Origin of the sequence: Salmonella sp. SA15303 (genome assembly GCF_029962125.1) — a bacterium.
Taxonomy (GTDB): Bacteria; Pseudomonadota; Gammaproteobacteria; order Enterobacterales; family Enterobacteriaceae; genus Salmonella; species Salmonella enterica.
Genome location: NZ_CP123924.1, coordinates 3,788,153 through 3,813,255, shown reverse-complemented (window position 1 = coordinate 3,813,255; position 25,103 = coordinate 3,788,153). Strand labels below are relative to the sequence as shown.

Sequence of the window (25,103 nt, the reverse complement as noted above, 5' to 3'; positions counted from 1 at the left end):
ACATTCCTTCATTATTATTCGCCCAGCGTCCAGCGCTGCAGCTCGGCATAGCGGGTACGGCCTTGCCCATACGAAGAGGCGTAAAGCGCAAACGACGTGACCGGAAATGACCAGCAAAAGCCCGGCGGCGGGATAGCCACCGTATGGCTGGCGTCGCGCAGCAGCGTAATATGCGGGTGAAAAGGCTGCGGGCTTTGGTAACAACCGCTGCGGGCGGCCTGCGCGCGCAGCATATTAGCCAACTGCAACAACCCGCGCGGCGGCTGGCGCATCCCCAGCCACACCACGCGCGAACGCAGCCACTGACCGGCGTCATCCAGATGTAGCGTAAAGCCCGGCTGTCGAATTCGTCCGGCCAGTTGCGCAAGCGCGCGCTGCTTATCGCTACTGACGTCGCCTAAAAAGGCCAGCGTCAGGTGCAGGTTCGCCGCTGCCACGGGGCGTCCGTCTTCAGACGCAAAATGGGCGGCGCGCCAGGCGATAATTTGCGCGCGCGCGTCGTCGGGTAAGTCAATCGCAAAAAACAGCCGTTTTGGCTCAGACATAGGGATACTCGGTTATGGATTAACACGATGCTACAATGCGGCGCAAAGAAAGTTAACCCCGTGGAGCCGTTTGTGACGTCATTGCCCGTTGCCGCCGTATTGCCTGAATTGTTGACAGCCCTAAAAATCGCGCCGCAGGTTTTGTTGTCCGCGCCTACCGGGGCGGGGAAATCCACCTGGCTGCCGTTGCAACTCCTGCAACAGGGGCCGGTTGCTGGAAAAATCCTCCTGCTTGAACCGCGTCGTCTGGCGGCGCGTAATGTCGCACAGCGTCTGGCGGAAGCGTTGAATGAAAAGCCTGGCGAAACGGTAGGTTACCGGATGCGCGCGCAAAGCTGCGTGGGGCCGCGTACCCGGCTGGAAGTGGTGACCGAAGGCGTATTGACCAGAATGATTCAGCGCGATCCCGAATTACGCGGCGTGGGGCTGGTGATACTGGATGAATTTCATGAGCGCAGTTTACAGGCGGATTTAGCGTTGGCGCTGTTGCTGGATATCCAGCAAGGGCTCCGTGACGATCTCAGGCTGTTAATCATGTCTGCGACGCTGGATAACGACAGGCTTTGTCAGCGACTGCCTGATGCGCCGACGATCGTCTCGGAGGGGCGCGCGTTCCCGGTGGAGCGACGTTATCAGCCGCTTGCGGCGCATTTGCGTTTTGATGAAGCCGTCGCGATGGCGACAGCGGAACTGCTGCGCAATGAAAACGGTTCGCTGCTGCTATTTTTACCCGGCGTAGGCGAAATACAGCGCGTTCATGAACATCTGGCGTCGCGGGTAGGGAGCGATGTCCTGCTTTGTCCGCTGTATGGCGCATTGTCTCTGGAAGCGCAACGCAAAGCGATTGTTCCGGCACCCGCCGGGATGCGTAAAGTGGTGTTGGCGACTAACATTGCCGAAACCAGTTTGACGATTGAAGGGATTCGTCTGGTCGTCGATAGCGCTCAGGAGCGCGTGGCGCGATTTGACGCGCGAACGGGACTGACGCGGCTGGTTACGCAGCGTATCAGTCAGGCATCAATGACGCAGCGCGCGGGGCGCGCCGGACGACTGGCGCCGGGTATCTGTTTACATCTGCTGGCCAAAGAACAGGCGGAGCGGGCGGCGGCGCAAAGCGATCCGGAAATCTTACACAGCGACCTTTCCGGTTTATTTATGGAGGTGTTGCAGTGGGGATGTCACGATCCGGCATCGCTTTTCTGGCTGGACAGGCCGCCGGAGGTGAATCTTCAGGCCGCCCGCCGTTTATTATTGATGTTAGGCGCGCTGGAGGGCGAGCGGTTAAGCGCGCGGGGCCGGAAAATGGCGGCAATGGGTAACGATCCGCGCCTGGCGGCGATGTTAGTCAACGCCGGCGAGGGCGATAGCGCCGCCACTGCCGCCATGCTCGCGGCCATCCTTGAGGACCCGCCGCGCGGCGGCGGTACGGATTTAAGCGTAGTATTTTCGCGGCGACAGCCGGGCTGGCAGCAGCGTAGCCAGCAGCTTTTAAAACGGCTGCAGGTGCGTAATGGCGAGCCGGATAGCGCGCTTATTATGCCGCTGTTGGCCAGAGCGTTTAGCGACCGCATCGCGCGGCGTCGTGGTCAGGAAGGGCGCTATCAGTTAGCCAATGGTATGGGCGCGATGTTAGATGCGGATGACGCGTTGGGACGTCATGAATGGCTGATCGCGCCGCTGTTACTGCAAGGTAGCGCCTCGCCGGACGCCCGAATATTGTTGGCGCAGCCGCTGGATATTGCCTCGCTGATTCAGGCGTGTCCTGATTTACTGCGCCAGTCCGACACGGTTGAATGGGACGAGGCGCAGGGAACGTTGAAAGCATGGCGCAGAATGCGTATTGGACAGTTGACGGTTAGCGTTCAGCCACTGGCGAAGCCGTCTGAAGAGGAGCTTCATCAGGCGATGCTGAACGGCATCCGCGATAAAGGTCTGTCCGTCCTTAACTGGACGCCGGAAGCGGAGCAGTTCCGTCTGCGTCTGCACTGTGCGGCGAAATGGCTGCCGGAATATGACTGGCCTGCCGTGGATGAGGCGTCGCTGCTGGCGACTCTGGAAAATTGGTTGCTGCCGCACATGACAGGCGTACAGTCGTTACGAGGGCTAAAATCCCTGAACGTTAATCAGGCGTTACGGGGACTGCTTGACTATGCCATGCTGCAACGTCTGGATAGTGAACTGCCTGGGCATTACACTGTGCCGACGGGAAGCCGAATAACGATTCGTTATCATGAAGATAACCCGCCCGCGCTGGCGGTCAGAATGCAGGAAATGTTTGGCGAAGCGAAGACCCCAACCATCGCTCAGGGCCGCGTGCCGCTGGTGCTGGAACTGCTTTCGCCAGCGCAGCGACCGCTACAGATTACGCGCGATTTAAGCGCTTTCTGGCAGGGGGCGTATCGCGAAGTGCAAAAAGAGATGAAGGGCCGTTACCCCAAACATGTCTGGCCGGACGATCCGGCGAATACGGCCCCAACGCGGCGCACGAAGAAGTATTCGTGACGTGTTATACGTTGCCTCCAGGCCAGATAAGGCGTTAATCGCCATCCGGCAAAAGAGTAAATTGAGAGATTTCTTCTTCTGTCGTCTGGCGGAAGAATAGAGAATCGGGCCTTTGCGCCTGTATGTTGCGGAGAAAAAGCATGGCGGGGAATGACCGCGAGCCGATTGGACGTAAGGGGAAACCGTCACGTCCTGTGAAACAAAAGGTGAGCCGTCGTCGGCAGCATGACGACGATTATGATGATGACTATGAGGATGAAGAACCGATGCCGCGTAAAGGTAAGGGCAAAGGGCGTAAGCCTCGTGGCAAGCGCGGCTGGCTGTGGCTATTGCTAAAACTGTTTATCGTTTTTGTGGTGCTGTTCGCCATTTACGGCGTCTATCTGGATCAAAAAATCCGCAGCCGTATCGATGGCAAGGTCTGGCAGCTTCCGGCGGCGGTATATGGCCGGATGGTGAACCTTGAGCCAGACATGCCTGTCAGCAAAAACGAGATGGTGAAATTGCTGGAAGCGACGCAGTATCGTCTGGTGACGAAGATGACCCGTCCCGGCGAATTTACCGTGCAGGCCAATAGCATTGAGATGATCCGTCGTCCGTTTGACTTCCCGGACAGCAAAGAAGGGCAGGTGCGCGCGCGGCTGACGTTCAGTGACGGGCGTCTGGAAACCATCGTCAATCTGGATAACAACCGCCAGTTTGGCTTCTTCCGTCTCGATCCGCGGCTTATCACCATGCTTTCTTCGCCAAATGGCGAGCAGCGTTTATTCGTCCCGCGCAGCGGTTTCCCGGATCTGCTGGTCGATACGCTGTTGGCGACGGAAGACCGTCATTTCTATGAGCATGATGGCATTAGTCTTTACTCTATCGGGCGTGCGGTGCTGGCCAACCTGACGGCGGGACGCACGGTGCAGGGGGCCAGTACGCTGACCCAGCAGCTGGTGAAGAACCTGTTCCTCTCCAGCGAAAGATCATACTGGCGTAAAGCGAATGAAGCCTACATGGCGCTGATCATGGATGCCCGTTACAGTAAAGATCGTATTCTTGAGCTGTACATGAACGAGGTCTACCTCGGTCAAAGCGGGGACAATGAAATTCGCGGTTTTCCGCTGGCGAGCCTGTATTACTTTGGTCGTCCGGTAGAGGAACTGAGCCTCGATCAGCAGGCGTTACTGGTGGGGATGGTAAAAGGGGCGTCGATTTATAACCCGTGGCGTAACCCGAAACTGGCGTTGGAGCGTCGTAACCTGGTGTTACGCCTGTTACAGCAGCAGAAAATCATCGATCAGGAACTCTATGACATGCTGAGCGCGCGTCCGCTTGGCGTACAGCCGCGCGGCGGCGTTATTTCACCGCAGCCAGCGTTTATGCAGATGGTTCGTCAGGAACTGCAGGCGAAGCTGGGGGATAAAATTAAAGATCTCTCCGGCGTGAAGATCTTCACCACCTTTGACTCCGTGGCGCAGGATGCCGCAGAAAAAGCCGTTGTCGAAGGTATTCCGGCGTTGAAGAAGCAGCGTAAATTGAGCGATCTGGAAACCGCGATGGTGGTAGTGGATCGCTTTAGCGGCGAGGTGCGCGCGATGGTTGGCGGGGCGGAGCCGCAGTATGCCGGCTATAACCGTGCCATGCAGGCGCGCCGTTCCATCGGGTCGCTGGCGAAACCGGCGACCTATCTGACCGCGTTAAGTCAGCCGAACTTATACCGTCTGAACACCTGGATTGCCGATGCGCCGATTTCTCTGCGCCAGCCGAATGGTCAGGTCTGGTCGCCGCAGAACGACGATCGTCGCTACAGCGAAAGCGGGAAAGTGATGCTGGTGGATGCGTTAACTCGCTCAATGAACGTACCGACGGTCAATCTGGGGATGGCGTTAGGTCTACCGGCAGTAACCGATACCTGGACGAAGCTCGGCGTGCCGAAAGATCAGCTCAATCCGGTTCCGGCGATGCTGTTAGGGGCGCTGAACCTGACGCCGATCGAAGTGGCGCAGGCGTTCCAGACTATCGCCAGCGGCGGAAATCGCGCGCCGTTATCAGCGCTGCGTTCGGTTATTGCGGAAGATGGTAAGGTGCTGTACCAAAGTTATCCGCAAGCTGAACGCGCCGTACCGGCACAGGCGGCTTACCTGACGCTCTGGACAATGCAGCAGGTCGTCCAGCGTGGTACGGGGCGTCAGCTTGGCGCGAAATATCCGGGTCTGCATCTGGCGGGTAAAACCGGGACGACAAACAACAATGTCGATACCTGGTTTGCCGGTATCGACGGCAGCCAGGTGACTATCACCTGGGTAGGCCGTGATAACAACCAGCCGACGAAATTGTACGGCGCCAGCGGCGCGATGGCGATTTACCAGCGCTATCTGGCGAACCAGACGCCGACGCCTTTAGTTCTGACGCCGCCGGAAGATGTGGTGGATATGGGCGTTGATTACGACGGTAATTTTGTCTGTAGCGGCGGTATGCGCACTCTGCCGGTCTGGACGGACGATCCAAATACGCTGTGCCAGCAGGGCGAGATGATGCAGCAACAGCAGCAGCCGTCAGGCAATCCGTTCGATCAGTCGTCTCAGCCGCAGCAGCCTGCGCAGCAACAGCCGCCGAAAGAAGAGAAGAGCGACGGCGTTGCCGGCTGGATTAAGGAGATGTTCGGCGGCAATTAATCACGGTAATAGTGCCGGGTGGCGCTGTGCTTACCCGGTCTACACCGTTACGACTCCATTATGTGCGACGTAGGCCGAATAAGACGCTTACGTCGCCATCCGGCAAATCCTCCATAAATAACATTTCAGTCTAATTTATTAACCCTTCCTTTTCATCTGGTTGTTTCTTAACCCCTTAGTTTTCGTAGGGCCGCGTATCGCTTGCCATTGCGACGATATTTCGCCTATCATGCTGCGGTTATAATAATAATTATCGTTTACGTTATCATTCACTTTCATCAGAGATATACCAATGGCGCGTCTTAAAACTGCTCAGCCAAACTCCTCACTGCGTAAAATCGCAGTTGTAGTAGCCACAGCGGTTAGCGGCATGTCTGTCTATGCACAGGCGGCGGTTCAACCGAAAGAAGAAACCATTACCGTAACCGCAGCGCCTGCCGCGCAGGAAAGTGCCTGGGGACCGGCTCCGACCATCGCCGCGAAGCGTTCCGCCACCACCACCAAAACTGATACACCTATCGAAAAAACGCCACAGTCGGTTTCGGTGGTCACTAACGAAGAGATGCAGATGCATCAATTCCAGTCAGTAAAAGAAGCGTTGGGTTACACGCCGGGTGTAACGGTAAGCAGCCGCGGCGCTTCCAATACCTATGACTTCGTGATTATCCGTGGCTTCTCTTCCGTCGGCCTGAGCCAGAACAACTATCTGGATGGCCTGAAATTGCAGGGGAACTTCTACAACGATGCGGTTATTGATCCCTACATGCTTGAGCGTGTTGAGTTGATGCGTGGCCCAACGTCCGTCCTCTACGGTAAGAGCAACCCGGGCGGTATCATTTCGATGGTTAGCAAGCGGCCGACTACTGAGCCGCTGAAAGAAATTCAATTCAAAATGGGGACGGACAATTTGTTCCAGACCGGTTTTGATTTTAGTGATTCCCTGGATGACAACGGTGAGTTCTCATATCGTCTGACGGGACTGGCGCGTTCGACAAATGAGCAGCAAAAGAGTTCTGAGTCGCAGCGCTATGCGATTGCGCCCTCTTTTACCTGGCGTCCTGATGAGAAAACGAATTTTACGTTCCTTTCTTATTTCCAGAACGAACCAGAGACCGGCTACTACGGCTGGCTGCCGAAAGAAGGAACGGTTGAACCGTTACCGAATGGTAAACGCTTGCCAACAGATTTTAATGAAGGGGCGTCAAACAACACCTATTCTCGTAACGAGAAAATGGTGGGATACAGTTTCGAGCATGGCTTCAACGACACCTTTACCGTGCGCCAGAATTTACGTTTTGTCGAAATGAAAACCGCGCAAAAAAGCGTCTATGGCACGGGGATTGCGGCGGACGGACATACGCTTAACCGCGGTACTATCGTTGACAACGAGCGTTTACAGAATTTCAGCGTAGATACACAACTGGAAAGTAAATTCGCGACCGGCGATATTGATCATACGTTGCTGACGGGTGTCGATTTCATGCGTATGCGTAATGATATTAACGCGACGTTTGGTAGCGCGCCGTCAATCGATCTCTATAACAATTACCATCCTGAATACTTTGCTTTCGGCGGCGCTGAGCCGTACCAGATGAACGAAAGTAAACAAACAGGCCTCTATGTTCAGGATCAGGCGGAATGGAATAAGTGGGTATTTACTCTCGGCGGCCGCTATGACTGGTCTAAACAAGCGACAACGGTGCGTCAGAATTCCACTACGCCGACAGAAGGATATATTGAACGTAATGACCACCAGTTCACCTGGCGCGGTGGCGTAAACTACGTATTCGATAATGGAATTTCACCTTACTTCAGCTATAGCCAATCTTTCGAGCCAAGCGCCTTCGATTTGTGGAGCACCCCACGCGTTTCTTACAAGCCGTCAAAAGGCGAGCAATATGAAGCAGGGGTGAAATATGTACCGAAAGACATGCCGGTTGTTGTTACGGGTGCCGTTTATCAGCTGACCAAAACCAATAACCTGACCGCCGATCCAACCAACCCATTAGCGCAGGTGCCGGCAGGCGAAATTCGTGCGCGAGGTGTAGAGCTGGAAGCCAAAGCAGCATTGACGGCTAACATCAATATGACGGCGTCTTACACTTATACTGATGCTGAATACACGAAAGACACTAATCTGAAAGGGAATACGCCAGAGCAGGTGCCTGAACACATGGCGTCGTTGTGGGGCGATTACACCTTCAACGACGGTCCGTTGTCAGGTTTAACGCTGGGAACAGGCGGTCGTTTTATTGGTTCCAGTTACGGCGATCCGGCTAATAGCTTCAAGGTAGGCAGCGCAGCGGTGATGGATGCGGTCGTCAAGTACGATCTGGCGCGTTTTGGTATGGCGGGCTCCAGCATTGCGGTTAACGTTAATAATCTGCTCGACCGCGAATACGTCGCCAGCTGCTTCCAGACCTACGGCTGTTTCTGGGGCGCAGAACGTCAGGTCGTTGCAACGGCAACCTTCCGTTTCTAATTTCTTTTTGGGCACGGCTTGCCGTGCCCGTTTTACAAGTTGGCTGCGATGCAGGAAAACCACATTCATTCCGATACCACCTTTGCGCTGCGAAGCGTCGCCTTTCGTGTGCCGGGCCGCACGCTTTTACACCCTCTCTCGTTAACGTTTCCCGCAGGTCGCGTCACCGGACTTATCGGTCATAATGGTTCCGGTAAATCCACGCTGTTAAAAATGCTGGGCCGCCATCAGCCGCCTTCCGAAGGGGATATTCTGCTCGACAATCAGCCGCTGGCGAGCTGGAGCAGCAAGGCGTTTGCCCGCAAAGTTGCCTATCTGCCTCAACAATTGCCGCAGGCGGAAGGAATGACGGTGCGCGAACTGGTGGCGATTGGCCGCTATCCGTGGCACGGCGCGCTGGGACGCTTTGGCGTCGCGGACCGGGAAAAAGTAGACGAGGCGATTACGCTGGTCGGCTTAAAACCGCTGGCGCATCGTCTGGTAGACAGCCTTTCCGGCGGCGAGCGCCAGCGCGCGTGGATTGCCATGCTGGTCGCGCAGGACAGCCGTTGTCTGCTGCTGGATGAGCCGACGTCAGCGCTGGATATCGCCCATCAGGTGGACGTGCTGGCGCTGGTGCATCGTTTAAGCCAGCAGCGCGGGCTGACGGTGGTTGCGGTGCTGCACGATATCAACATGGCGGCCCGCTACTGTGATTATTTAGTCGCGCTACGCGGCGGTGAAATGATTGCGCAAGGAACGCCTGCGGAACTGATGCGCAGTGACACGCTGGAACGGATTTACGGTATCCCGATGGGTATCCTTCCGCATCCGGCGGGCGCGGCACCTGTGAGTTTTGTGTATTAATGCGTGATTTATATCCTCTGACTCGCCGCCGTTTATTAACGGCGATGGCGCTCTCGCCGCTGCTGTGGCAAATGAATACGGCGCAGGCTGCCGCTATCGATCCCCGCCGGATTGTGGCGCTGGAGTGGCTGCCGGTTGAGCTGCTGCTGGCGCTCGGTATTACGCCTTATGGCGTGGCGGACGTGCCAAATTATAAGCTGTGGGTTAGCGAACCGCCGTTGCCGGATTCGGTGATTGATGTGGGTCTTCGCACTGAACCCAATCTCGAACTACTGACGGAGATGAAGCCGTCGTTTATGGTCTGGTCGGCAGGTTACGGTCCCTCGCCGGAAAAACTGGCGCGGATCGCGCCGGGGCGCGGGTTCGATTTTAGCGACGGCAAAAAGCCGCTGGCGGTAGCCCGACGCTCGCTGGTTGAACTGGCGCAGACGCTGAATCTGGAAGCTGCGGCAGAAAAACATCTGGCGCAATACGATCGCTTCATCGCCAGCCAGAAGCCGCATTTTATCCGCCGCGGGGGGCGTCCGTTACTGATGACGACGCTTATCGATCCGCGGCATATGCTGGTGCTCGGCCCGAATTGCCTGTTCCAGGAGGTGCTGGACGAGTATAGCATTGTCAATGCCTGGCAGGGTGAAACCAACTTTTGGGGCAGTACGGCGGTTAGCATCGATCGGCTGGCGATGTATAAAGAAGCGGATGTGATCTGCTTCGATCACGGGAATAGCACCGATATGAACGCGCTGATGGCAACGCCGCTGTGGCAGGCCATGCCGTTTGTCCGCGCCGGGCGCTTTCACCGGGTGCCCGCCGTTTGGTTCTATGGCGCGACCCTCTCCACGATGCATTTTGTCCGCATCCTGAATAACGTGTTGGGAGGCAAAGCGTGAGCAGAAAACGTGAAATGCCGGATGGCGGCGTGAAAAACGCCTTATCCGACCTACGGTTCGGGCGCTTTGTAGGCCGGATAAGGCGAAGCCGCCATCCGGCGTTGCTGTTATTGGCGCTGTTTGTTGCCGCCTGCTGGCTGACATGGGTTAACTTCTCCGTTGCGCTACCGCGCAGCCAGTGGCAACAGGCTATCTGGTCACCGGATATCGACATCATTGAGCAGATGATTTTTCATTACAGCCTGTTGCCAAGACTGGCGATTTCGCTGCTGGTGGGCGCGGGGCTTGGGCTGGTAGGCGTCCTGTTCCAGCAAGTATTGCGTAACCCGCTGGCGGAACCGACCACGCTGGGCGTGGCGACCGGCGCGCAATTGGGGATCACGGTGACTACGCTTTGGGCGATTCCCGGCGCGCTGGCGACGCAGTTTGCCGCCCTGACGGGAGCCTGCATCGTCGGCGCGCTGGTGTTTGGCGTAGCGTGGGGCAAACGCCTGTCGCCAGTGACCCTGATCCTCGCCGGGCTGGTGGTCAGCCTTTACTGTGGCGCAATCAACCAGTTACTGGTGATTTTCCACCACGATCAGTTGCAAAGCATGTTTTTATGGAGCACCGGAACGCTAACGCAAACCGACTGGAGCGGCGTGCAGCGTCTGTGGCCGCAGTTGCTGGGCGGTGTGATGCTCACGTTATTGTTGTTACGTCCGATGACGCTGATGGGGCTGGATGACGGCGTTGCGCGTAATCTGGGTCTGGCGCTGTCGTTAGCGCGTCTGGCGGCGCTGTCGCTGGCGATTGTGTTGAGCGCTCTGCTGGTCAACGCGGTGGGCATTATCGGTTTTATCGGCCTGTTTGCGCCGCTGCTGGCGAAAATGCTTGGCGCAAGACGTCTGCTGGCGCGCCTGATGCTGGCGCCGCTCATTGGGGCGCTTATTTTGTGGCTATCCGATCAGATTATCCTTTGGCTAACCCGCGTATGGATGGAGGTTTCCACCGGGTCAGTGACGGCGTTAATCGGCGCGCCGCTGCTCCTGTGGCTGCTGCCGCGGCTTAAAAGCATGAGCGCGCCGGATATGAACGCCAGCGATCGTGTGGCGGCGGAACGTCGGCACGTTCTTGCTTTTGCCGTTGCCGGTGGCGCGCTCCTGCTGCTGGCAACATGGGGCGCGCTCTCTTTTGGTCGCGACGCGCACGGCTGGACGTGGGCGAGCGGAACGCTGCTTGAAGAACTGATGCCGTGGCGCTGGCCGCGGATACTGGCGGCGTTAATGGCGGGCGTCATGCTGGCGGTGGCGGGCTGCATTATTCAGCGTCTGACCGGTAATCCAATGGCCAGTCCGGAAGTGCTGGGGATCAGTTCCGGAGCCGCGTTTGGCGTGGTGTTGATGCTGTTTTTGGTGCCGGGGAATGCTTTCGGTTGGCTACTGCCTGCCGGAAGCCTGGGCGCGGCGGCGACACTGCTGATTATTATGTTAGCCGCCGGGCGCGGCGGTTTCTCGCCGCAACGGATGTTGCTGGCGGGGATGGCGCTCAGCACCGCGTTTACCATGCTGCTAATGATGCTCCAGGCGAGCGGCGACCCGCGGATGGCGGAAGTGTTGACCTGGATCGCAGGATCTACCTATAACGCCACTGGCGGGCAGGTTACGCGAACCGCGATCGTGATGGTGATTTTGCTGGCCATTGTGCCGTTGTGTCGCCGCTGGTTAACGATTTTGCCCCTGGGCGGCGATGCCGCGCGCGCGGTGGGCATGGCGCTTACGCCGTCGCGTATCGCGCTGCTGGCGCTGGCGGCGTGTTTGACGGCAACCGCGACGATGACCATTGGGCCGCTGAGTTTCGTTGGACTGATGGCGCCGCATATTGCGCGGATGCTCGGTTTTCGCCGGACGATGCCGCATATGGTCATCTCGGCGCTGGCAGGGGGCGTTTTACTGGTCTTTGCCGACTGGTGCGGCAGGATGGCGCTATTTCCGTATCAGATCCCGGCGGGACTGCTTTCAAGCTTTATTGGCGCGCCGTATTTTATCTATTTGCTACGTAAACAGAGCCGGTAAAAAAAGGCTGTGCCACATTTATGTCGGGTGGCAGCCATGCTCAACCCGACCTACAAATTACACAATATCAATATGTTGTGGCAATATTTTGTAGACCTAAAAATAGCTGAACGCTATCAGGTGCGAGAGCTGTCCTGTCACGTTTTATCGAGGGAATTCTGCTTTTATTTTCAGCAAGAAGCAGGTGTTATTTCTGTATCGATAAGTCATGTGCTATTTCAGTGGCGCGCTGCTGTCTTCTGAACAGGGTGACTAATTTCAACATATCCAGGCCCGAAACGTTGATGATAAATTGCGGCATGATCTATTCAATAATAAGAATTACCGGTTTCGGTATTAAGCCTTTTTAAATATTAAGATGTGGATGCCGCATCTTTAATGCATCTCGTAAATCAATTTTAATTTAATAATAAATTTTCATTATAAAACTTCGATAATAAAATATTATTTTTTTATCGAAGTAATAAAAAACAACTCTATTAAAATAAATTAATTGCCACGAGTAAACAAAAAAAATGTAATTTAGCATTTTTTGTTTTTTTTAATGAAATTTATACCAAAAATAAATGTTACGCGTCATTGCTATATATTCAGTACTGTAATTCTGATCTTTTTTTATTCATTTTGACATGTTTATTGCTTTTTTGGCTCTCCCGTCTTGCTTGCTTTGTTTGTTTTTTGAACGGTAAAAATATTTATTATTTAATTCTGATAATCCTTTAAATAAAAAACACTTGTCTTTGGGTTTTTAATGGAAAATACTTCACCGCGCCTAAGGGATGTTATTTATTAACGTGTTGTTTGCTTCTTTTGAATGTTGCATCGGCAATTTCATAACTCGTCATATAATATATATCTACTAATATAAACATGGGGTATTGAGTATAACTCCGTGTGAATAGCGTAAAAATACTCACCAACTTTTAATAAGGATGAAAAATGAATACAGCAGTAAAAGCTGCGGTTGCTGCCGCACTGGTTATGGGTGTTTCCAGCTTTGCCAATGCTGCAGGCAGTAATACTGGTACGGTGACTTTTACCGGTACTATTGAAGATTCACCGTGTTCAATCGTGGTTGGCGACGAACACCAGACCGTTAACCTGGGCCATATCGGTACCGGTTCTCTGATGGGCGGTAAAGAATCTTCAAAAGTCGATTTCCATATCGGTCTGGAAAACTGCGCATTCACCACTGAGAAAGAAGCGTCTACCGTTTTCTCTGCCATCGGTAACGAATCCAGCGCTAATCCGGGTAGCGTTGCGCTGATGCGTATCGGCGGCGGCGAAATGGCGGGTTCCAGCATTGTCATCGGCAACCACCTGGGTTCCGCGATCAAATTGGGCGACGCTTACAGCGAAAATCTGACGATGAACGGCAGCGTTGCGGCGGCGAAACAGACTCTTAACTTCAAAGCCTGGGTGAAAGGCGATTCCGCTGCCACCACTATCGATACCGGCGAATTCAGCAGCACCGTAAACTTCACGATCAGCTATCTGTAAGTGAAATATCATCCTGCGGCAGTCTGCCGCAGGATAATGCTTAAAGTAAAAAAATAGATTATATATTTCAGGGATAGATTGTCTGATGGCTCACTATAAAAAATTTCGTCTGAGCACGCTTGCGGCCGTGGTGGGTATTGTTCTGGCTGTCGGTCCGGAAAATAGCTATGCGGAAGCGCCCATTCAATTTAATACCCGATTTCTTGATGTTAAAGATGATGCCAGCCTGGATCTCTCCCGTTTTTCCCGTAAAGGCTACATTATGCCGGGGAGCTATCATCTCCAGGTGTTGGTCAACCAGAGTCAAATTGCCCAGGATAATGTTATTACGTATTCCGTTGATAATAACGATCCTGATAACACCTATCCCTGTTTATCGCCTGAACTGGTATCGCTGCTGGGGTTAAAACCTGAAATAGCAGATAAAATGATCTGGATAAATGCCGGTCAGTGTCTGCAACCAGATCAACTGGAAGGGATGGAAACCCAAACGGATTTAAGCCAGTCAACGCTGACGGTGATTATTCCGCAGGCCTATCTGGAATACAGCGATGAAGAGTGGGATCCACCTTCCCGCTGGGATGAAGGGATTCCCGGCGTATTATTTGACTACAACGTTAACAGCCAGTGGCGACATGCTGAACATGATGACGGCGATGAATATGACATCAGCGGCAACGGCACGGTGGGTGCCAACCTCGGCGCGTGGCGTCTGCGCGCGGACTGGCAGGCTAACTATCGTCACGAAAATGACAGCGAAGATAAAGACAACTTTGGCTCCAGTTCCGAACAGAACTGGGACTGGAACCGCTATTACGCCTGGCGGGCTATCCCGCAACTTCAGGCGCAGCTAACGCTGGGCGAAGGATCGCTGGAATCCGATATTTTCGACGGCTTTAACTATGTCGGCGGCAGCCTTATCACCGACGATCAGATGTTACCGCCTAATCTGCGCGGCTACGCCCCGGATATATCAGGCGTGGCGCGCACCAACGCCAAAGTTACCGTGACCCAGCGCGGGCGGGTGATTTATGAGTCGCAGGTCCCGGCGGGGCCGTTTCGCATTCAGGACATTAATGAAACGGTATCCGGCGATCTACACGTCAAAATTGAAGAACAAAGCGGTCAGGTACAGGAATATGACGTCAGCACCGCCTCCATTCCGTTTCTGACCCGTCCCGGCCAGGTGCGCTACAAGTTGGCCGCCGGGCGACCGCAGGACTGGGATCACAATATGGAAGGCGGCTTTTTCACTTCAGCCGAAGCCTCCTGGGGGATTGCTAACGGCTGGTCGCTGTACGGCGGCGCCATCGGCGAGCAGGATTATCAGGCGCTGGCGTTAGGACTGGGGCGCGATCTGGCGCTGCTGGGCGCGTTTTCCGTCGATGTCACCCATTCCCGTGCGACGCTGCCAGAGGGTAGCGCCTACGGCGACGGCACCATTCAGGGTAACTCGTTCCGTGCCAGCTACGCTAAAGATTTTGATGATATAGACAGCCGTCTGACGTTTGCTGGTTATCGCTTTTCCGAAGAAAACTACATGACGATGGACGAGTTTATCGATACGCATAATGACGATAACGATCGTCAGCGCACCGGCCACGATAAAGAGATGTATACCCTGACGTACAGCCAGAACTTTTCGGCAATAAACGTTAACGCCTATATCAACTACACCCATCGCACCTACTGGAATCAACCCAACCAGGACAGCTATAACCTGACGCTGTCGCACTATTTCGATGTCGGTGAAGTGCGCGGGATCAGTCTGTCGGTGAACGGTTTTCGCAATGAATATGATGATGAGCGAGATGACGGCGTGTACGTCTCGCTCAGTATTCCGTGGGGCAACAACCGCACGCTGAGCTACAACGGCTCCTTTAGCGATGACAACAACAGTAATCAGGTCGGCTATTACGAGCGCATTGACGATCGCAATAACTACCAGATCAACGCTGGCCGCGCGGATAACGGTGCGACTCTCGACGGCTATTACCGTCATCAAGCGAGCTATGCCGACATTGACGTCAGTGCAAACTATCAGGAAGGCGACTATACCTCCGGCGGGCTGAACATCCAGGGCGGCGCGACGCTGACTGCTAAAGGCGGGGCGCTGCACCGCACCAGCGTCAACGGCGGCTCGCGGCTGCTGGTGGATGTCGGCGATGAAGCGAACGTACCCATCTCCGGCTACAGCACGCCGGTATATACCAACGCGTTTGGTAAAGCCGTCATTGTCGACGTCAACGACTACTACCGCAACCAGGTGAAAATCGACATTACCCAGTTGCCGGAAGACGCGGAAGCAATCCTCTCCATCGCTCAGGCGACCCTGACGGAAGGGGCGATCGGTTATCGCCGCATGGAGGTGCTCAGCGGTAAAAAAGCCATGGCCAGTATCCGCCTGCGCGATGGCGGCACGCCGCCCTTCGGCGCAGAGGTTTACAACAGCCGCCAGCAACAGTTAGGGATCGTCGGCGAAGGCGGCAGCGTTTATCTGATCGGCATTAACCCCGGCGAGCGGTTGCAGGTGACATGGGAAGGTAAAACGCAGTGTGAAGCGGCGTTGCCCGATCCGCTGCCGGGCGATCTGTTTAGCGGCCTGTTGCTGCCGTGCATCGGCGACGCTTCATCACCTGAGGCAACGCAGCCCGAAGAGAAACCATTACTCCAGCTTCATACGCAGCGGCGGACGTCTTCGACGCAACCCGAAGCGCTCTCTTCTCGTTATCCAACACATTGATTCAGGAAACCGCATTCATGATGCCATTAAAACGTTATAACCTGGCCGCTGTTTTGCTGCTTTTGCTGGGCGGCTACGGTAGCGCCCAGGCTGCCATCGCGCCCGATCGCACCCGCCTGGTGTTTCGCGGCGAAGATAAATCGATAAGCGTCGATCTGAAAAACGCCAACAGCAAACTGCCCTATCTGGCGCAGTCCTGGGTGGAAGATGAGAAGGGCGTCAAAATCACCTCGCCTTTAATCGTCGTCCCACCGGTCCAGCGCATTGAGCCGTCGGCAATCGGACAGGTCAAAATTCAGGGGATGCCGGCGCTGGCGTCGCTCCCTAAGGATCGGGAAACCCTTTTTTATTACAACGTGCGCGAAATTCCGCCGCAAAGCGACAAGCCCAATACGCTGCAAATCGCCCTGCAAACGCGCATCAAAGTTTTTTACCGCCCGCAGGCGCTATCGAAAATCGATATGCAGCATCCCTGGCAATACAAGATCACCCTTCAGCGTCAGGGCAATGGCTATCAGGTGAGCAATCCGACCGGTTACTACGTGGTGTTAAGCAACGCCAGCAACCGCATGGACGGCACACCAGCCAGAGGCTTTAGCCCTTTAGTGATTGCACCAAAAAGCAACGTGACGCTGGGAGGGGACGCCAGTGAATTAGGTCACTCGCCTGTGCTGACTTACGTCAACGATTATGGTGCGCGGTTACCGCTGATTTTTAACTGTACTGACAACAGTTGTGCGGTAGATGAAGCAAAAAGCAGAAAGTCGTAACCGACAAGGAGACGCAAGATGAGGCAATGGCGGTTACGGCTGGGCACGGTAACGTGTGCGGCCATGCTGAGTGCGGTCAGTATGCCGCTGGCAGCGGGAAGTAAGACGGTCAACATGACGCTGACGATAGTCGTTAATGCCGCGCCGCCCTGTACTGTGACTGGCGGTGAGGTGGAATTTGGCAATGTGTTGACGACGAAAGTGGATGGGGTGAATTATCGGCAGGCGGTGGGCTATAGCCTGAGCTGTAACGGCAGAGTGAGTGATTACCTGAAGTTACAGATTCAGGGGAATGCGGTGACTATCAATGGTGAGCCGGTATTGCAAACCGATGTCGATGGATTGGGTATCCGTCTGCAAACCGCCACGGATGGCGAGCTGATTTCACCCGGCAATACGCAATGGTTGTCATTTCAATACAGCGGTGGCAGCGGTCCGGCCATCGAGGCGATTCCTGTCAAAGATAATGGCGTAACGTTAACAGGTGGCGCGTTTAACGCAGGCGCTACGCTGGTGGTGGATTACCAATGAAAAAAATGGCTTTGATGGTGTTAATAAGCAGCAGTTTTGCCGCGCAGTCGGCTGAGAATCTTAAGTTTCACGGTACGTTAATATCACCGCCGAATTGCACGATTAGCCATAATCAGACGATCGAAGTTAAGTTCGGTAACATGCTGATTAGTAAAATAGATGGTACGCGTTACGCACAGAATGTTCCGTATGAGATCACCTGTGATTCAGCGGTGCGCGACGATACGATGACAATGACCCTGACACTAAGCGGCTCTGTGACTGATTTTAATCAGGCGGCGATAAACACCAGCGTGGCGGGGCTGGGGATTGAACTCAGGCAGAACGACCAACCGTTTACGTTGGGGTCCACCATTACTGTAAATGAGCAGTCGGCACCTGTTCTGAAAGCCATACCGGTTAAAAAGAGCGGAGCCTCGCTGACAGAAGGCGACTTCGATGCGACGGCAACATTACAGGTGGATTATCAGTAATGGTTAAAAAACAGACGTTATTACACGGCGTGGCCTTCATCCTCTGGGGAACGCTGATATTGCCGGTCTCAGCGGCAGATAATCTGCATTTTTCCGGTAGTCTGGTCGCCAGTCCGTGTACCTTAACAATGCAGGGAGCCGATATTGCTGAAGTCGATTTTTCATCGCTTGATGCTTCTGACTTTATTCCCGGCGGCCAGTCTGCCCGCAAACCTGTGGTGTTTGAACTAACGGATTGCGATTCGGCGCTGAGTAACGGAGTGCAGGTAATTTTCACTGGAACCGAAGCGACCGGAATGCGCGGTATCCTGGCCATCGATAGCTATTCAGGCGCTTCCGGGATCGGGATTGGCATTGAAACGCTATCCGGCGTTCCCGTGGGCATGAACGATAAAGAGGGTGCGATATTCACGCTGGTGACGGGGAATAACGCGCTAAACCTGAATGCCTGGGTACAACGCCTTCCTGGCGAGGACCTGGTTCCGGGAACGTTCTTCGCAAGCGCACTAGTTACCTTTGAGTATTTATGATGAAAATAATACGGACTTTATTTTTGCTGCTGATTGCCGTTTATGGTGGTTCGGTATCGGCCAGACCCATGCTGAAAGCGACGTTTGGGAGCACCACGCTATATTATGGTATTGGCCCTAGTTATGCGGATAGAGCGGTTATACTGAACTCTACAGTAACCACGCCTGATGGCGTGTACTATGGTTCCTGGAAATTCTCAGGAATGGCAAGAAAAGGAGCTACTGCGACCTTACTCTCCTGGACCGGGCCTGACCCCGCACCGACTATTGTTCTGCGGGATTTTGATAACAGCATTTCGAAATCCAACTGTAAAAACCTCCCCTCAAGTTGGAATGGCTGCGGTTATTATACCGTTGATATTACCGTACAAAGCGACAATTATGGTTGCCCGTGGCTGGCCGCCACTCATAGCACCGCTGAGGATCTGGTTTCTGGGGAAACCTATAGCGCGCCGGATACGCGCAGCTCAGTTTGCCCGAAAGTTCCCGTTGATACTTTTGATATCTCCTGGGATGCAAACGTTTCGAAACAGAAAACAACCCTCATGCTTGATGCCACCGGTGGCACGGTGAATCGCACGTTACATACCTATTTGATGGAGGGGGGGAAACTGTGCGATGGCAGCAAATTTGACAACCGTGGCGCTTATTGCCGTTTTGTCTCATCGGGTATTACGCTCAATGTGCTGGGCTGCGACCAGTCGAGCGTCACGACCAGCGCCGTTGATCATCCGATAACCGATGTTGAGCTTCATGACATTAATGTAGCGGTGAACACCCGCAACATTGGCTCCGGGCAGTTCACGTCGACCTGTAGCTTCCAGTATATTATTGATGAGATTTAGGTTGTCTGGGTGTTTGGCGAAGATTCACGCTAACCTGGTATGAACCAAAAAAAAGCCGGGTGGCGGCTTCGCCTTACCCGGCCTACGTTGTTTCTGGACGTTCTCTTTTACAGTTTCGCAAACACCCGACGCGCGGCGTCGATGGTGTTATTGATATCTTCTTCACTGTGCGCCACGGACATAAAGCCTGCTTCGAACGCGGACGGCGCCAGATATACGCCTTCCTCCAGCATCAGGTGGAAGAAACGCTTAAAGCGTTCCACGTCGCACGCCATCACGTCCTGATAGCAGGTTACGCTCTCAGCGTCGGTGAAGAAAATCCCGAACATCCCGCCGACATGGTTGACGACCAGTGGGATCCCCACCTCCTGCGCCGCTTCGCACAGCCCTTCCGCCAGGCGGGTGGTGAGCTCATCCAGCGTTTCATGAATGCCGGGCTGGGCGACTTCATTCAGGCAGGCGAAACCGGCCGCCATCGCAATCGGGTTGCCGGAAAGGGTGCCCGCCTGGTAAACCGGGCCCGTCGGCGCCAGCGCATCCATTACATCGCGACGACCGCCAAACGCGCCTACCGGCATCCCGCCGCCGATGATTTTACCCAGACAGGTCAGGTCAGGCACGACGCCGTAGTAATCCTGGGCTCCGGCCAGCGCTACGCGAAAACCGGTCATCACTTCGTCGATAATCAGCAGCGCGCCGAACTCATCGCACAAGGCGCGCAGACCTGGCAGAAATTCCGGCAGCGGCGGGACGCAGTTCATATTGCCCGCTACGGGTTCGACGATGATACAGGCGATTTCCTGCGGATATTGTTCAAACGCCGCGCGCACTGACGTCAGATCGTTATAAGTGCAGGTCAGCGTATGTTTCGCGAAATCCGCCGGCACGCCCGGCGAGTTCGGCTGACCGAGCGTCAGCGCGCCAGAACCGGCTTTGACCAGCAGACAGTCTGCGTGGCCGTGGTAGCAGCCTTCGAATTTGATAATCTTATCGCGGCCAGTAAAACCACGCGCCAGGCGAATAGCGCTCATCGTCGCTTCGGTGCCGGAGTTCACCATGCGCACCATGTCCATGGTCGGCACCAGGTTGGTCACCAGTTCCGCCATTTTTACTTCCATTTCGGTTGGCGCGCCGAAGCTTAAACCGCGCTCCGCAGCTTCGATCACCGCATTGCGGATAGCCGGATGGTTATGCCCCAGTACCATTGGCCCCCAGGAACCGACATAGTCGATATACGCTTTGCCATCGACATCATAAAGATAAGCGCCGTCCGCTTTTTCGATAAACAGCGGAGTACCGCCTACGCCAGTGAAGGCGCGAACAGGGGAGTTCACGCCGCCGGGGATCAGCTCGCGGGCCGCGCTATAGAGATTTTCAGACTTACTCATGGAAAGATTCCTGGTTCGTAGAAAAAGTGAATACCCGCTATTCTAAGTTATTCAGAGAAGGTTATGAAAGTTTTACGCATTTGAAACAATACGATTTGCAGGGGATTTTCGCGGCGTTGGCGAGTAGAATGCCGACTTTAGATTTGTATTACCAATTAATGATCTTCTGATGAAAACAGACACTTCCACCTTTTTAGCTCAGCAAATTGTGCGCTTACGGCGCAGAGATCAGATTCGCCGGTTAATGCAGCGGGATAAAACGCCGCTGGCCATCCTGTTCATGGCGGCCGTTGTCGGCACGCTTACCGGACTGGTTGGCGTCGCCTTTGAAAAGGCGGTTTCCTGGGTACAAAACATGCGCATTGGCGCGCTGGTTCAGGTCGCGGACCATGCGTTTTTGCTTTGGCCGCTGGCCTTTATCCTTTCGGCGTTACTGGCGATGGTCGGCTACTTTTTGGTGCGAAAATTTGCGCCGGAAGCCGGCGGCTCGGGTATCCCGGAAATTGAAGGCGCGCTGGAGGAGCTACGTCCGGTGCGCTGGTGGCGCGTGTTGCCGGTGAAGTTTATCGGCGGGATGGGAACGTTGGGCGCAGGAATGGTATTAGGGCGCGAAGGGCCAACGGTGCAAATCGGGGGCAACCTGGGGCGCATGGTGCTGGATGTTTTTCGTATGCGCAGCGCCGAAGCGCGGCATACGTTGCTGGCGACCGGCGCGGCGGCGGGGCTCTCTGCGGCGTTTAACGCGCCGCTGGCGGGTATCCTGTTCATTATTGAAGAGATGCGCCCGCAGTTTCGCTACAACCTGATTTCGATTAAAGCGGTGTTTACCGGCGTCATCATGTCGAGCATTGTGTTCCGCATATTTAACGGCGAAGCGCCGATTATTGAAGTCGGCAAACTGTCTGATGCGCCGGTTAATACACTGTGGTTATACCTTATCCTCGGCATTATTTTTGGCTGCGTCGGGCCGGTATTTAATTCGTTGGTGCTGCGTACCCAGGATATGTTTCAGCGCTTTCATGGCGGCGAAATTAAAAAATGGGTGCTTATGGGCGGCGCGATCGGCGGCCTGTGCGGTATTCTGGGGTTGATTGAGCCGGAAGCGGCAGGCGGCGGATTTAACCTTATTCCTATCGCCGCGGCAGGTAATTTTAGCGTCGGGCTACTGCTGTTCATCTTTATTGCCCGGGTTGTCACGACGCTGCTTTGCTTTTCTTCCGGCGCGCCGGGGGGCATTTTCGCCCCGATGCTGGCGCTGGGAACGCTGCTTGGTACGGCCTTCGGTATGGCGGCGGCAGTGCTTTTCCCGCAGTATCACCTGGAGGCCGGTACCTTTGCGATTGCCGGGATGGGGGCGCTGATGGCGGCGTCGGTGCGCGCCCCGTTGACAGGGATTGTGCTGGTGCTGGAGATGACCGATAACTATCAGCTCATTTTGCCAATGATTATCACCTGTCTTGGCGCGACACTATTAGCCCAGTTTTTGGGCGGGAAACCGTTATACTCAACCATCCTGGCGCGCACTCTGGCGAAGCAGGATGCGGAACAGGCGGCGAAAAACCAGAATGCGCCTGCGGGCGAGAATACTTGAACGAATTACCAGGGTATTAGATAATGACTGCCAATATTGGGTGAAAATTTATCCAATTACCGATGTCGTTTGGAGCAAAATATGAGTGATGACGTAGCGCTGCCGCTGCAGTTTACCGACGCAGCAGCGAATAAAGTAAAAAGTCTTATCGCTGACGAAGATAACCCGAATCTGAAACTGCGCGTGTATATCACCGGCGGTGGTTGCAGCGGCTTCCAGTATGGTTTTACCTTTGACGATCAGGTTAACGAAGGGGATATGACCATCGAAAAACAGGGCGTTGGCCTGGTGGTTGACCCGATGAGTTTGCAGTATCTGGTGGGTGGTTCGGTCGATTATACCGAAGGCCTGGAAGGTTCCCGCTTCATTGTAACCAACCCGAATGCGAAAAGTACCTGCGGGTGTGGCTCTTCCTTCAGCATTTGATTGCTGTTCGTTGTGCCGGATGGCGACGCGAGCGTCTTATCCGGCCTACAGGAAAGATGTTCCAGGCCCGATAAGCGTAGCGCCATCGGGCAAAACAATATCAACGTCCGTTTTCATCCAGGGCAAACGTCGGCAATTTCAAATGCCAGCGAATGGCCGCCAGCCGAATGAACAGCGTGACCACCATGCCCATCATGCTGGCGCTTTCCAGCGGTACTGAAAACGTATAAAACGCGGTGGCGTGAACAATCCCGCCGATAATACAGGCCGTGGCATAGATTTCGGTGCGTAGGATCATGGGGATCTCGCGTGCCAGAACATCGCGAATAATCCCGCCGCCGACGCCGGTAATCACGCCCATACAGACAGCCACTAATGGCCCCGTTTCAGCGAGGAAGGCTTTATTCACCCCAATGCCGACAAACACCGCCAGCCCGACCGCATCCAGTACCGGCAACATCCATTTCGGTAGACGTCTTGGTTGGCGAACCAGTAGGATGGTCAGCATACTGGTGACCATGGCGACGACCAGGTCGGTAGGATCTTTAACCCAGAATACCGGGCCGTTATCCAGCGCCATATCGCGGATTGTCCCGCCGCCGACGGCAGTAACGACGCCGAGCACCAGGACGCCGAACGGATCCATACGTAATTTCCCGGCCAGCAACACGCCAGAGATAGCAAATACAGCCGTGCCTACAATATCCAGCCAATAGACGAGCATTGTCGAATCCCCACTGGGAGCCTGGTAAGACAGGCTCTAATTCACCTGTGAAAGCGCATTACAGAGTTGTTTTGCGGCGAGGATAATACGCGGGCTTGCGCGTTCAAACCAGTCGCTGTTAAGCGGAATAACCGGAATTTTTAACAGGTTTCCCCAGTATTGTTCAATTTTGAGAATTTCGCCCGCTTTTCCGGCCACGATAATGGCCTGAGGATGCCTTGCCAGCACCTGCTCACGGCTGACTTGCGGCCACGGCACGCGGCTGTCAGCAAAGACGTTTTCTCCGCCGCAGGTCGTCAAAACCTGATGTTGAATAGACCCTTTACCACTGGTAAACAGAGGATTCATGCCAAACTGAAGAAAGACGCGCTTTTTAGCTTTACCGGCATACTCGGCGTTGAGCGCGGCGTACTCGTTTAGCAATGTCTGCGCTGCCTGCTGAGCCTTTTCCGGCTGCGGGCTCCAGGCGGCCAGTTGACGGAGCGTGTCGGCGATCTGTTCGATGCTTACCGCGTCCACCCACATGACCTTAATACCTAATGACGTCAGTTGGTTTACCTGGCGTTCCGCATTACCGCCGCGCCAGGCGACGACCAGATCCGGCTTCAGCGCCACAATGCGTTCCAGATTCATTCCCTGCCAGGTAGAGACCTGTTCTATTTTTTGCGCTTCGGGCGGGTAGTCGGAATAGCTGCTGACGCCAACGGGCGTAATCCCGGCGGCAAAAGCGAGCTCCGTATTGGCGGGAGAGAGGGTAATGACGCGCGGCGCAGCGTAAAGCCACACCGGGAGCGTAAGCAGCAGGGCGACCAGCGCCCTGAACATTTGCTTAGCCATGCGCCAGTTTCTGTACCAGCGTTTCGACCATCAGAGTCGACTGTTTCGCCGCCACCGCGAGGAATTCGTCAAAGCTGAGGTGCGATTGCTGATCGGCCACGTCAGAGATAGCGCGTACCACCACGAACGGCACGTTGAAGTTATGGCAGACGTGGGCGATAGCGGTGGCTTCCATCTCTACGGCGACCGCGTCGGGGAAGTTATGCCGGATTTTCGCCAGCCCGACGGAGCCGTTAATAAACGCGTCGCCGCTAACAATAAGGCCGCATACCGCGTTCAGATTCAGCTCTCTGATGCAGGATTCCGCGGCGGCGATCAGTTTGTCATCGGCCTTAAATCCGGCCGGACAGCCCGGTAATTGCCCGTATTCATAGCCGAAAGCGGTCACATCAGCGTCGTGGTAACGCGCTTCGTCAGAGACGACGATATCGCCGACCTTCAGCGTGGACGCCAGACCGCCTGCGGAACCGGTATTGATGATCACGTCCGGCTTGCAGTGCTCCAGAAGCAACGTTGCGCCCAGCGCCGCCGCGACTTTACCGATACCGGATTTCAGCAACGCCACTTCGGTGCCGTTCAACTGGCCAGTGTAAATTTCGCAGCCGCCCAGCGTAATCGTCTGACGGTTGTCAATTTTGTCACGCAGCAGCGTAACTTCTTCTTCCATTGCGCCAATGATGCCGATTTTCATAGATTTACTCGCGATAAGTCAGTTTTGGGGGCATAGTTTATCATGCGCTTATGGGGAAGCGCATTTCTCAGG

Annotated in this window: 20 protein-coding genes; 15 read left to right on the top strand and 5 right to left on the bottom strand. The window is 54.8% G+C overall.

Annotated elements, in window-relative coordinates; genetic code table 11:
- Positions 1–14 precede the first annotated feature (14 nt).
- A complete protein-coding gene (gene thpR / locus QEN31_RS18880; protein WP_001294178.1) occupies positions 15–545 on the bottom strand; it encodes an RNA 2',3'-cyclic phosphodiesterase in 531 nt (176 codons plus the stop codon).
- A 72-nt stretch (positions 546–617) separates the two neighbouring features.
- On the opposite strand from thpR, the gene hrpB reads away from it, so the two are divergent.
- The 13 genes from hrpB to stfH all read left to right on the top strand — a co-directional run bounded on the left by hrpB (position 618) and on the right by stfH (position 19,374).
- Positions 618–3,047 (top strand): ATP-dependent helicase HrpB, encoded by a 2,430-nt coding sequence (gene hrpB, locus QEN31_RS18875; RefSeq protein WP_174221833.1) that lies wholly within the window; start codon positions 618–620, stop codon positions 3,045–3,047.
- A 140-nt stretch (positions 3,048–3,187) separates the two neighbouring features.
- On the top strand, positions 3,188–5,710 hold the full coding sequence (gene mrcB, locus QEN31_RS18870; RefSeq protein ID WP_000918127.1) for a bifunctional glycosyl transferase/transpeptidase: 2,523 nt from the start codon (positions 3,188–3,190) through the stop codon (positions 5,708–5,710).
- Between the two features lie 292 nt (positions 5,711–6,002).
- Complete coding sequence (gene fhuA / locus QEN31_RS18865) at positions 6,003–8,192, top strand: ferrichrome porin FhuA (RefSeq protein ID WP_000113219.1); 2,190 nt, start codon at positions 6,003–6,005, stop codon at positions 8,190–8,192.
- A gap of 48 nt (positions 8,193–8,240) precedes the next feature.
- The gene (fhuC, locus tag QEN31_RS18860; RefSeq protein ID WP_001157206.1) at positions 8,241–9,038 is read left to right on the top strand and encodes a Fe3+-hydroxamate ABC transporter ATP-binding protein FhuC; all 798 of its coding nucleotides are present in this window, start codon (positions 8,241–8,243) and stop codon (positions 9,036–9,038) included.
- Positions 9,038–9,928: a Fe(3+)-hydroxamate ABC transporter substrate-binding protein FhuD gene (gene fhuD, locus QEN31_RS18855; protein WP_001205361.1), complete on the top strand. Its 891-nt coding sequence runs from the start codon at positions 9,038–9,040 to the stop codon at positions 9,926–9,928. Before fhuC ends, fhuD begins: the two co-directional genes overlap by 1 nt.
- A gap of 14 nt (positions 9,929–9,942) precedes the next feature.
- Positions 9,943–11,982, top strand: coding sequence for a Fe(3+)-hydroxamate ABC transporter permease FhuB (gene fhuB, locus QEN31_RS18850; RefSeq protein WP_023196610.1), 2,040 nt, complete (start codon positions 9,943–9,945; stop codon positions 11,980–11,982).
- A 939-nt stretch (positions 11,983–12,921) separates the two neighbouring features.
- Positions 12,922–13,482, top strand: a complete 561-nt coding sequence (gene stfA / locus QEN31_RS18845; RefSeq protein ID WP_001090554.1) for a fimbrial major subunit StfA — start codon at positions 12,922–12,924, stop codon at positions 13,480–13,482.
- 85 nt (positions 13,483–13,567) lie between these two features.
- A complete protein-coding gene (locus QEN31_RS18840; protein ID WP_000951671.1) occupies positions 13,568–16,225 on the top strand; it encodes a fimbrial biogenesis outer membrane usher protein in 2,658 nt (885 codons plus the stop codon).
- Between the two features lie 17 nt (positions 16,226–16,242).
- Positions 16,243–16,995 (top strand): fimbrial chaperone StfD, encoded by a 753-nt coding sequence (gene stfD, locus QEN31_RS18835; RefSeq protein ID WP_000982721.1) that lies wholly within the window; start codon positions 16,243–16,245, stop codon positions 16,993–16,995.
- Between the two features lie 18 nt (positions 16,996–17,013).
- Positions 17,014–17,526, top strand: a complete 513-nt coding sequence (locus tag QEN31_RS18830) for a fimbrial protein (RefSeq protein WP_001250320.1) — start codon at positions 17,014–17,016, stop codon at positions 17,524–17,526.
- Complete coding sequence (stfF, locus tag QEN31_RS18825; RefSeq protein WP_000737997.1) at positions 17,523–17,999, top strand: fimbrial minor subunit StfF; 477 nt, start codon at positions 17,523–17,525, stop codon at positions 17,997–17,999. The genes QEN31_RS18830 and stfF overlap by 4 nt, the downstream gene beginning before the upstream one ends.
- Positions 17,999–18,529: a fimbrial protein gene (locus QEN31_RS18820; RefSeq protein ID WP_000239534.1), complete on the top strand. Its 531-nt coding sequence runs from the start codon at positions 17,999–18,001 to the stop codon at positions 18,527–18,529. The genes stfF and QEN31_RS18820 overlap by 1 nt, the downstream gene beginning before the upstream one ends.
- Positions 18,529–19,374: a fimbrial adhesin StfH gene (gene stfH / locus QEN31_RS18815; protein WP_023193152.1), complete on the top strand. Its 846-nt coding sequence runs from the start codon at positions 18,529–18,531 to the stop codon at positions 19,372–19,374. Before QEN31_RS18820 ends, stfH begins: the two co-directional genes overlap by 1 nt.
- 107 nt (positions 19,375–19,481) lie before the next feature.
- Here the strand turns inward: stfH and hemL are convergent, their stop codons facing one another.
- On the bottom strand, positions 19,482–20,762 hold the full coding sequence (hemL, locus tag QEN31_RS18810) for a glutamate-1-semialdehyde 2,1-aminomutase (RefSeq protein ID WP_000045259.1): 1,281 nt from the start codon (positions 20,760–20,762) through the stop codon (positions 19,482–19,484).
- 169 nt (positions 20,763–20,931) lie between these two features.
- Between hemL and clcA the strand changes: the two genes are divergently transcribed.
- Positions 20,932–22,353 carry a H(+)/Cl(-) exchange transporter ClcA gene (clcA, locus tag QEN31_RS18805; RefSeq protein ID WP_000845428.1) on the top strand — a complete coding sequence of 474 codons (1,422 nt, stop codon included), beginning with the start codon at positions 20,932–20,934 and terminating at the stop codon, positions 22,351–22,353.
- Between the two features lie 81 nt (positions 22,354–22,434).
- Positions 22,435–22,779, top strand: coding sequence for an iron-sulfur cluster insertion protein ErpA (gene erpA / locus QEN31_RS18800; RefSeq protein ID WP_001278668.1), 345 nt, complete (start codon positions 22,435–22,437; stop codon positions 22,777–22,779).
- 100 nt (positions 22,780–22,879) lie between these two features.
- Here erpA and QEN31_RS18795 read toward each other — a convergent pair whose 3' ends face one another.
- From QEN31_RS18795 to mtnN, 3 genes are read right to left on the bottom strand one after another with little or no spacing between them, the layout of a single operon-like run.
- Positions 22,880–23,503: a TRIC cation channel family protein gene (locus QEN31_RS18795; protein ID WP_000964234.1), complete on the bottom strand. Its 624-nt coding sequence runs from the start codon at positions 23,501–23,503 to the stop codon at positions 22,880–22,882.
- 36 nt (positions 23,504–23,539) lie between these two features.
- Complete coding sequence (btuF, locus tag QEN31_RS18790) at positions 23,540–24,340, bottom strand: vitamin B12 ABC transporter substrate-binding protein BtuF (RefSeq protein WP_001118838.1); 801 nt, start codon at positions 24,338–24,340, stop codon at positions 23,540–23,542.
- Positions 24,333–25,031: a 5'-methylthioadenosine/S-adenosylhomocysteine nucleosidase gene (gene mtnN, locus QEN31_RS18785; RefSeq protein ID WP_099949711.1), complete on the bottom strand. Its 699-nt coding sequence runs from the start codon at positions 25,029–25,031 to the stop codon at positions 24,333–24,335. The genes btuF and mtnN overlap by 8 nt, the downstream gene beginning before the upstream one ends.
- Positions 25,032–25,103: the final 72 nt, after the last annotated feature.

Excerpts from the sequence above, each read along its gene's own strand:
- thpR (WP_001294178.1), bottom strand. The coding sequence starts at position 545 with ATGTCTGAGCCAAAACGGCTGTTTTTTGCGATTGACTTACCCGACGAC.
- fhuB (WP_023196610.1), top strand. The coding sequence starts at position 9,943 with ATGCCGGATGGCGGCGTGAAAAACGCCTTATCCGACCTACGGTTCGGG.
- fhuD (WP_001205361.1), top strand. The coding sequence starts at position 9,038 with ATGCGTGATTTATATCCTCTGACTCGCCGCCGTTTATTAACGGCGATG.
- btuF (WP_001118838.1), bottom strand. The coding sequence starts at position 24,340 with ATGGCTAAGCAAATGTTCAGGGCGCTGGTCGCCCTGCTGCTTACGCTC.
- stfF (WP_000737997.1), top strand. The coding sequence starts at position 17,523 with ATGAAAAAAATGGCTTTGATGGTGTTAATAAGCAGCAGTTTTGCCGCG.
- fhuC (WP_001157206.1), top strand. The coding sequence starts at position 8,241 with ATGCAGGAAAACCACATTCATTCCGATACCACCTTTGCGCTGCGAAGC.
- stfH (WP_023193152.1), top strand. The coding sequence starts at position 18,529 with ATGAAAATAATACGGACTTTATTTTTGCTGCTGATTGCCGTTTATGGT.
- clcA (WP_000845428.1), top strand. The coding sequence starts at position 20,932 with ATGAAAACAGACACTTCCACCTTTTTAGCTCAGCAAATTGTGCGCTTA.
- hemL (WP_000045259.1), bottom strand. The coding sequence starts at position 20,762 with ATGAGTAAGTCTGAAAATCTCTATAGCGCGGCCCGCGAGCTGATCCCC.
- QEN31_RS18830 (WP_001250320.1), top strand. The coding sequence starts at position 17,014 with ATGAGGCAATGGCGGTTACGGCTGGGCACGGTAACGTGTGCGGCCATG.
- stfA (WP_001090554.1), top strand. The coding sequence starts at position 12,922 with ATGAATACAGCAGTAAAAGCTGCGGTTGCTGCCGCACTGGTTATGGGT.
- QEN31_RS18840 (WP_000951671.1), top strand. The coding sequence starts at position 13,568 with ATGGCTCACTATAAAAAATTTCGTCTGAGCACGCTTGCGGCCGTGGTG.
- erpA (WP_001278668.1), top strand. The coding sequence starts at position 22,435 with ATGAGTGATGACGTAGCGCTGCCGCTGCAGTTTACCGACGCAGCAGCG.
- fhuA (WP_000113219.1), top strand. The coding sequence starts at position 6,003 with ATGGCGCGTCTTAAAACTGCTCAGCCAAACTCCTCACTGCGTAAAATC.
- QEN31_RS18820 (WP_000239534.1), top strand. The coding sequence starts at position 17,999 with ATGGTTAAAAAACAGACGTTATTACACGGCGTGGCCTTCATCCTCTGG.
- mrcB (WP_000918127.1), top strand. The coding sequence starts at position 3,188 with ATGGCGGGGAATGACCGCGAGCCGATTGGACGTAAGGGGAAACCGTCA.
- stfD (WP_000982721.1), top strand. The coding sequence starts at position 16,243 with ATGATGCCATTAAAACGTTATAACCTGGCCGCTGTTTTGCTGCTTTTG.
- QEN31_RS18795 (WP_000964234.1), bottom strand. The coding sequence starts at position 23,503 with ATGCTCGTCTATTGGCTGGATATTGTAGGCACGGCTGTATTTGCTATC.
- mtnN (WP_099949711.1), bottom strand. The coding sequence starts at position 25,031 with ATGAAAATCGGCATCATTGGCGCAATGGAAGAAGAAGTTACGCTGCTG.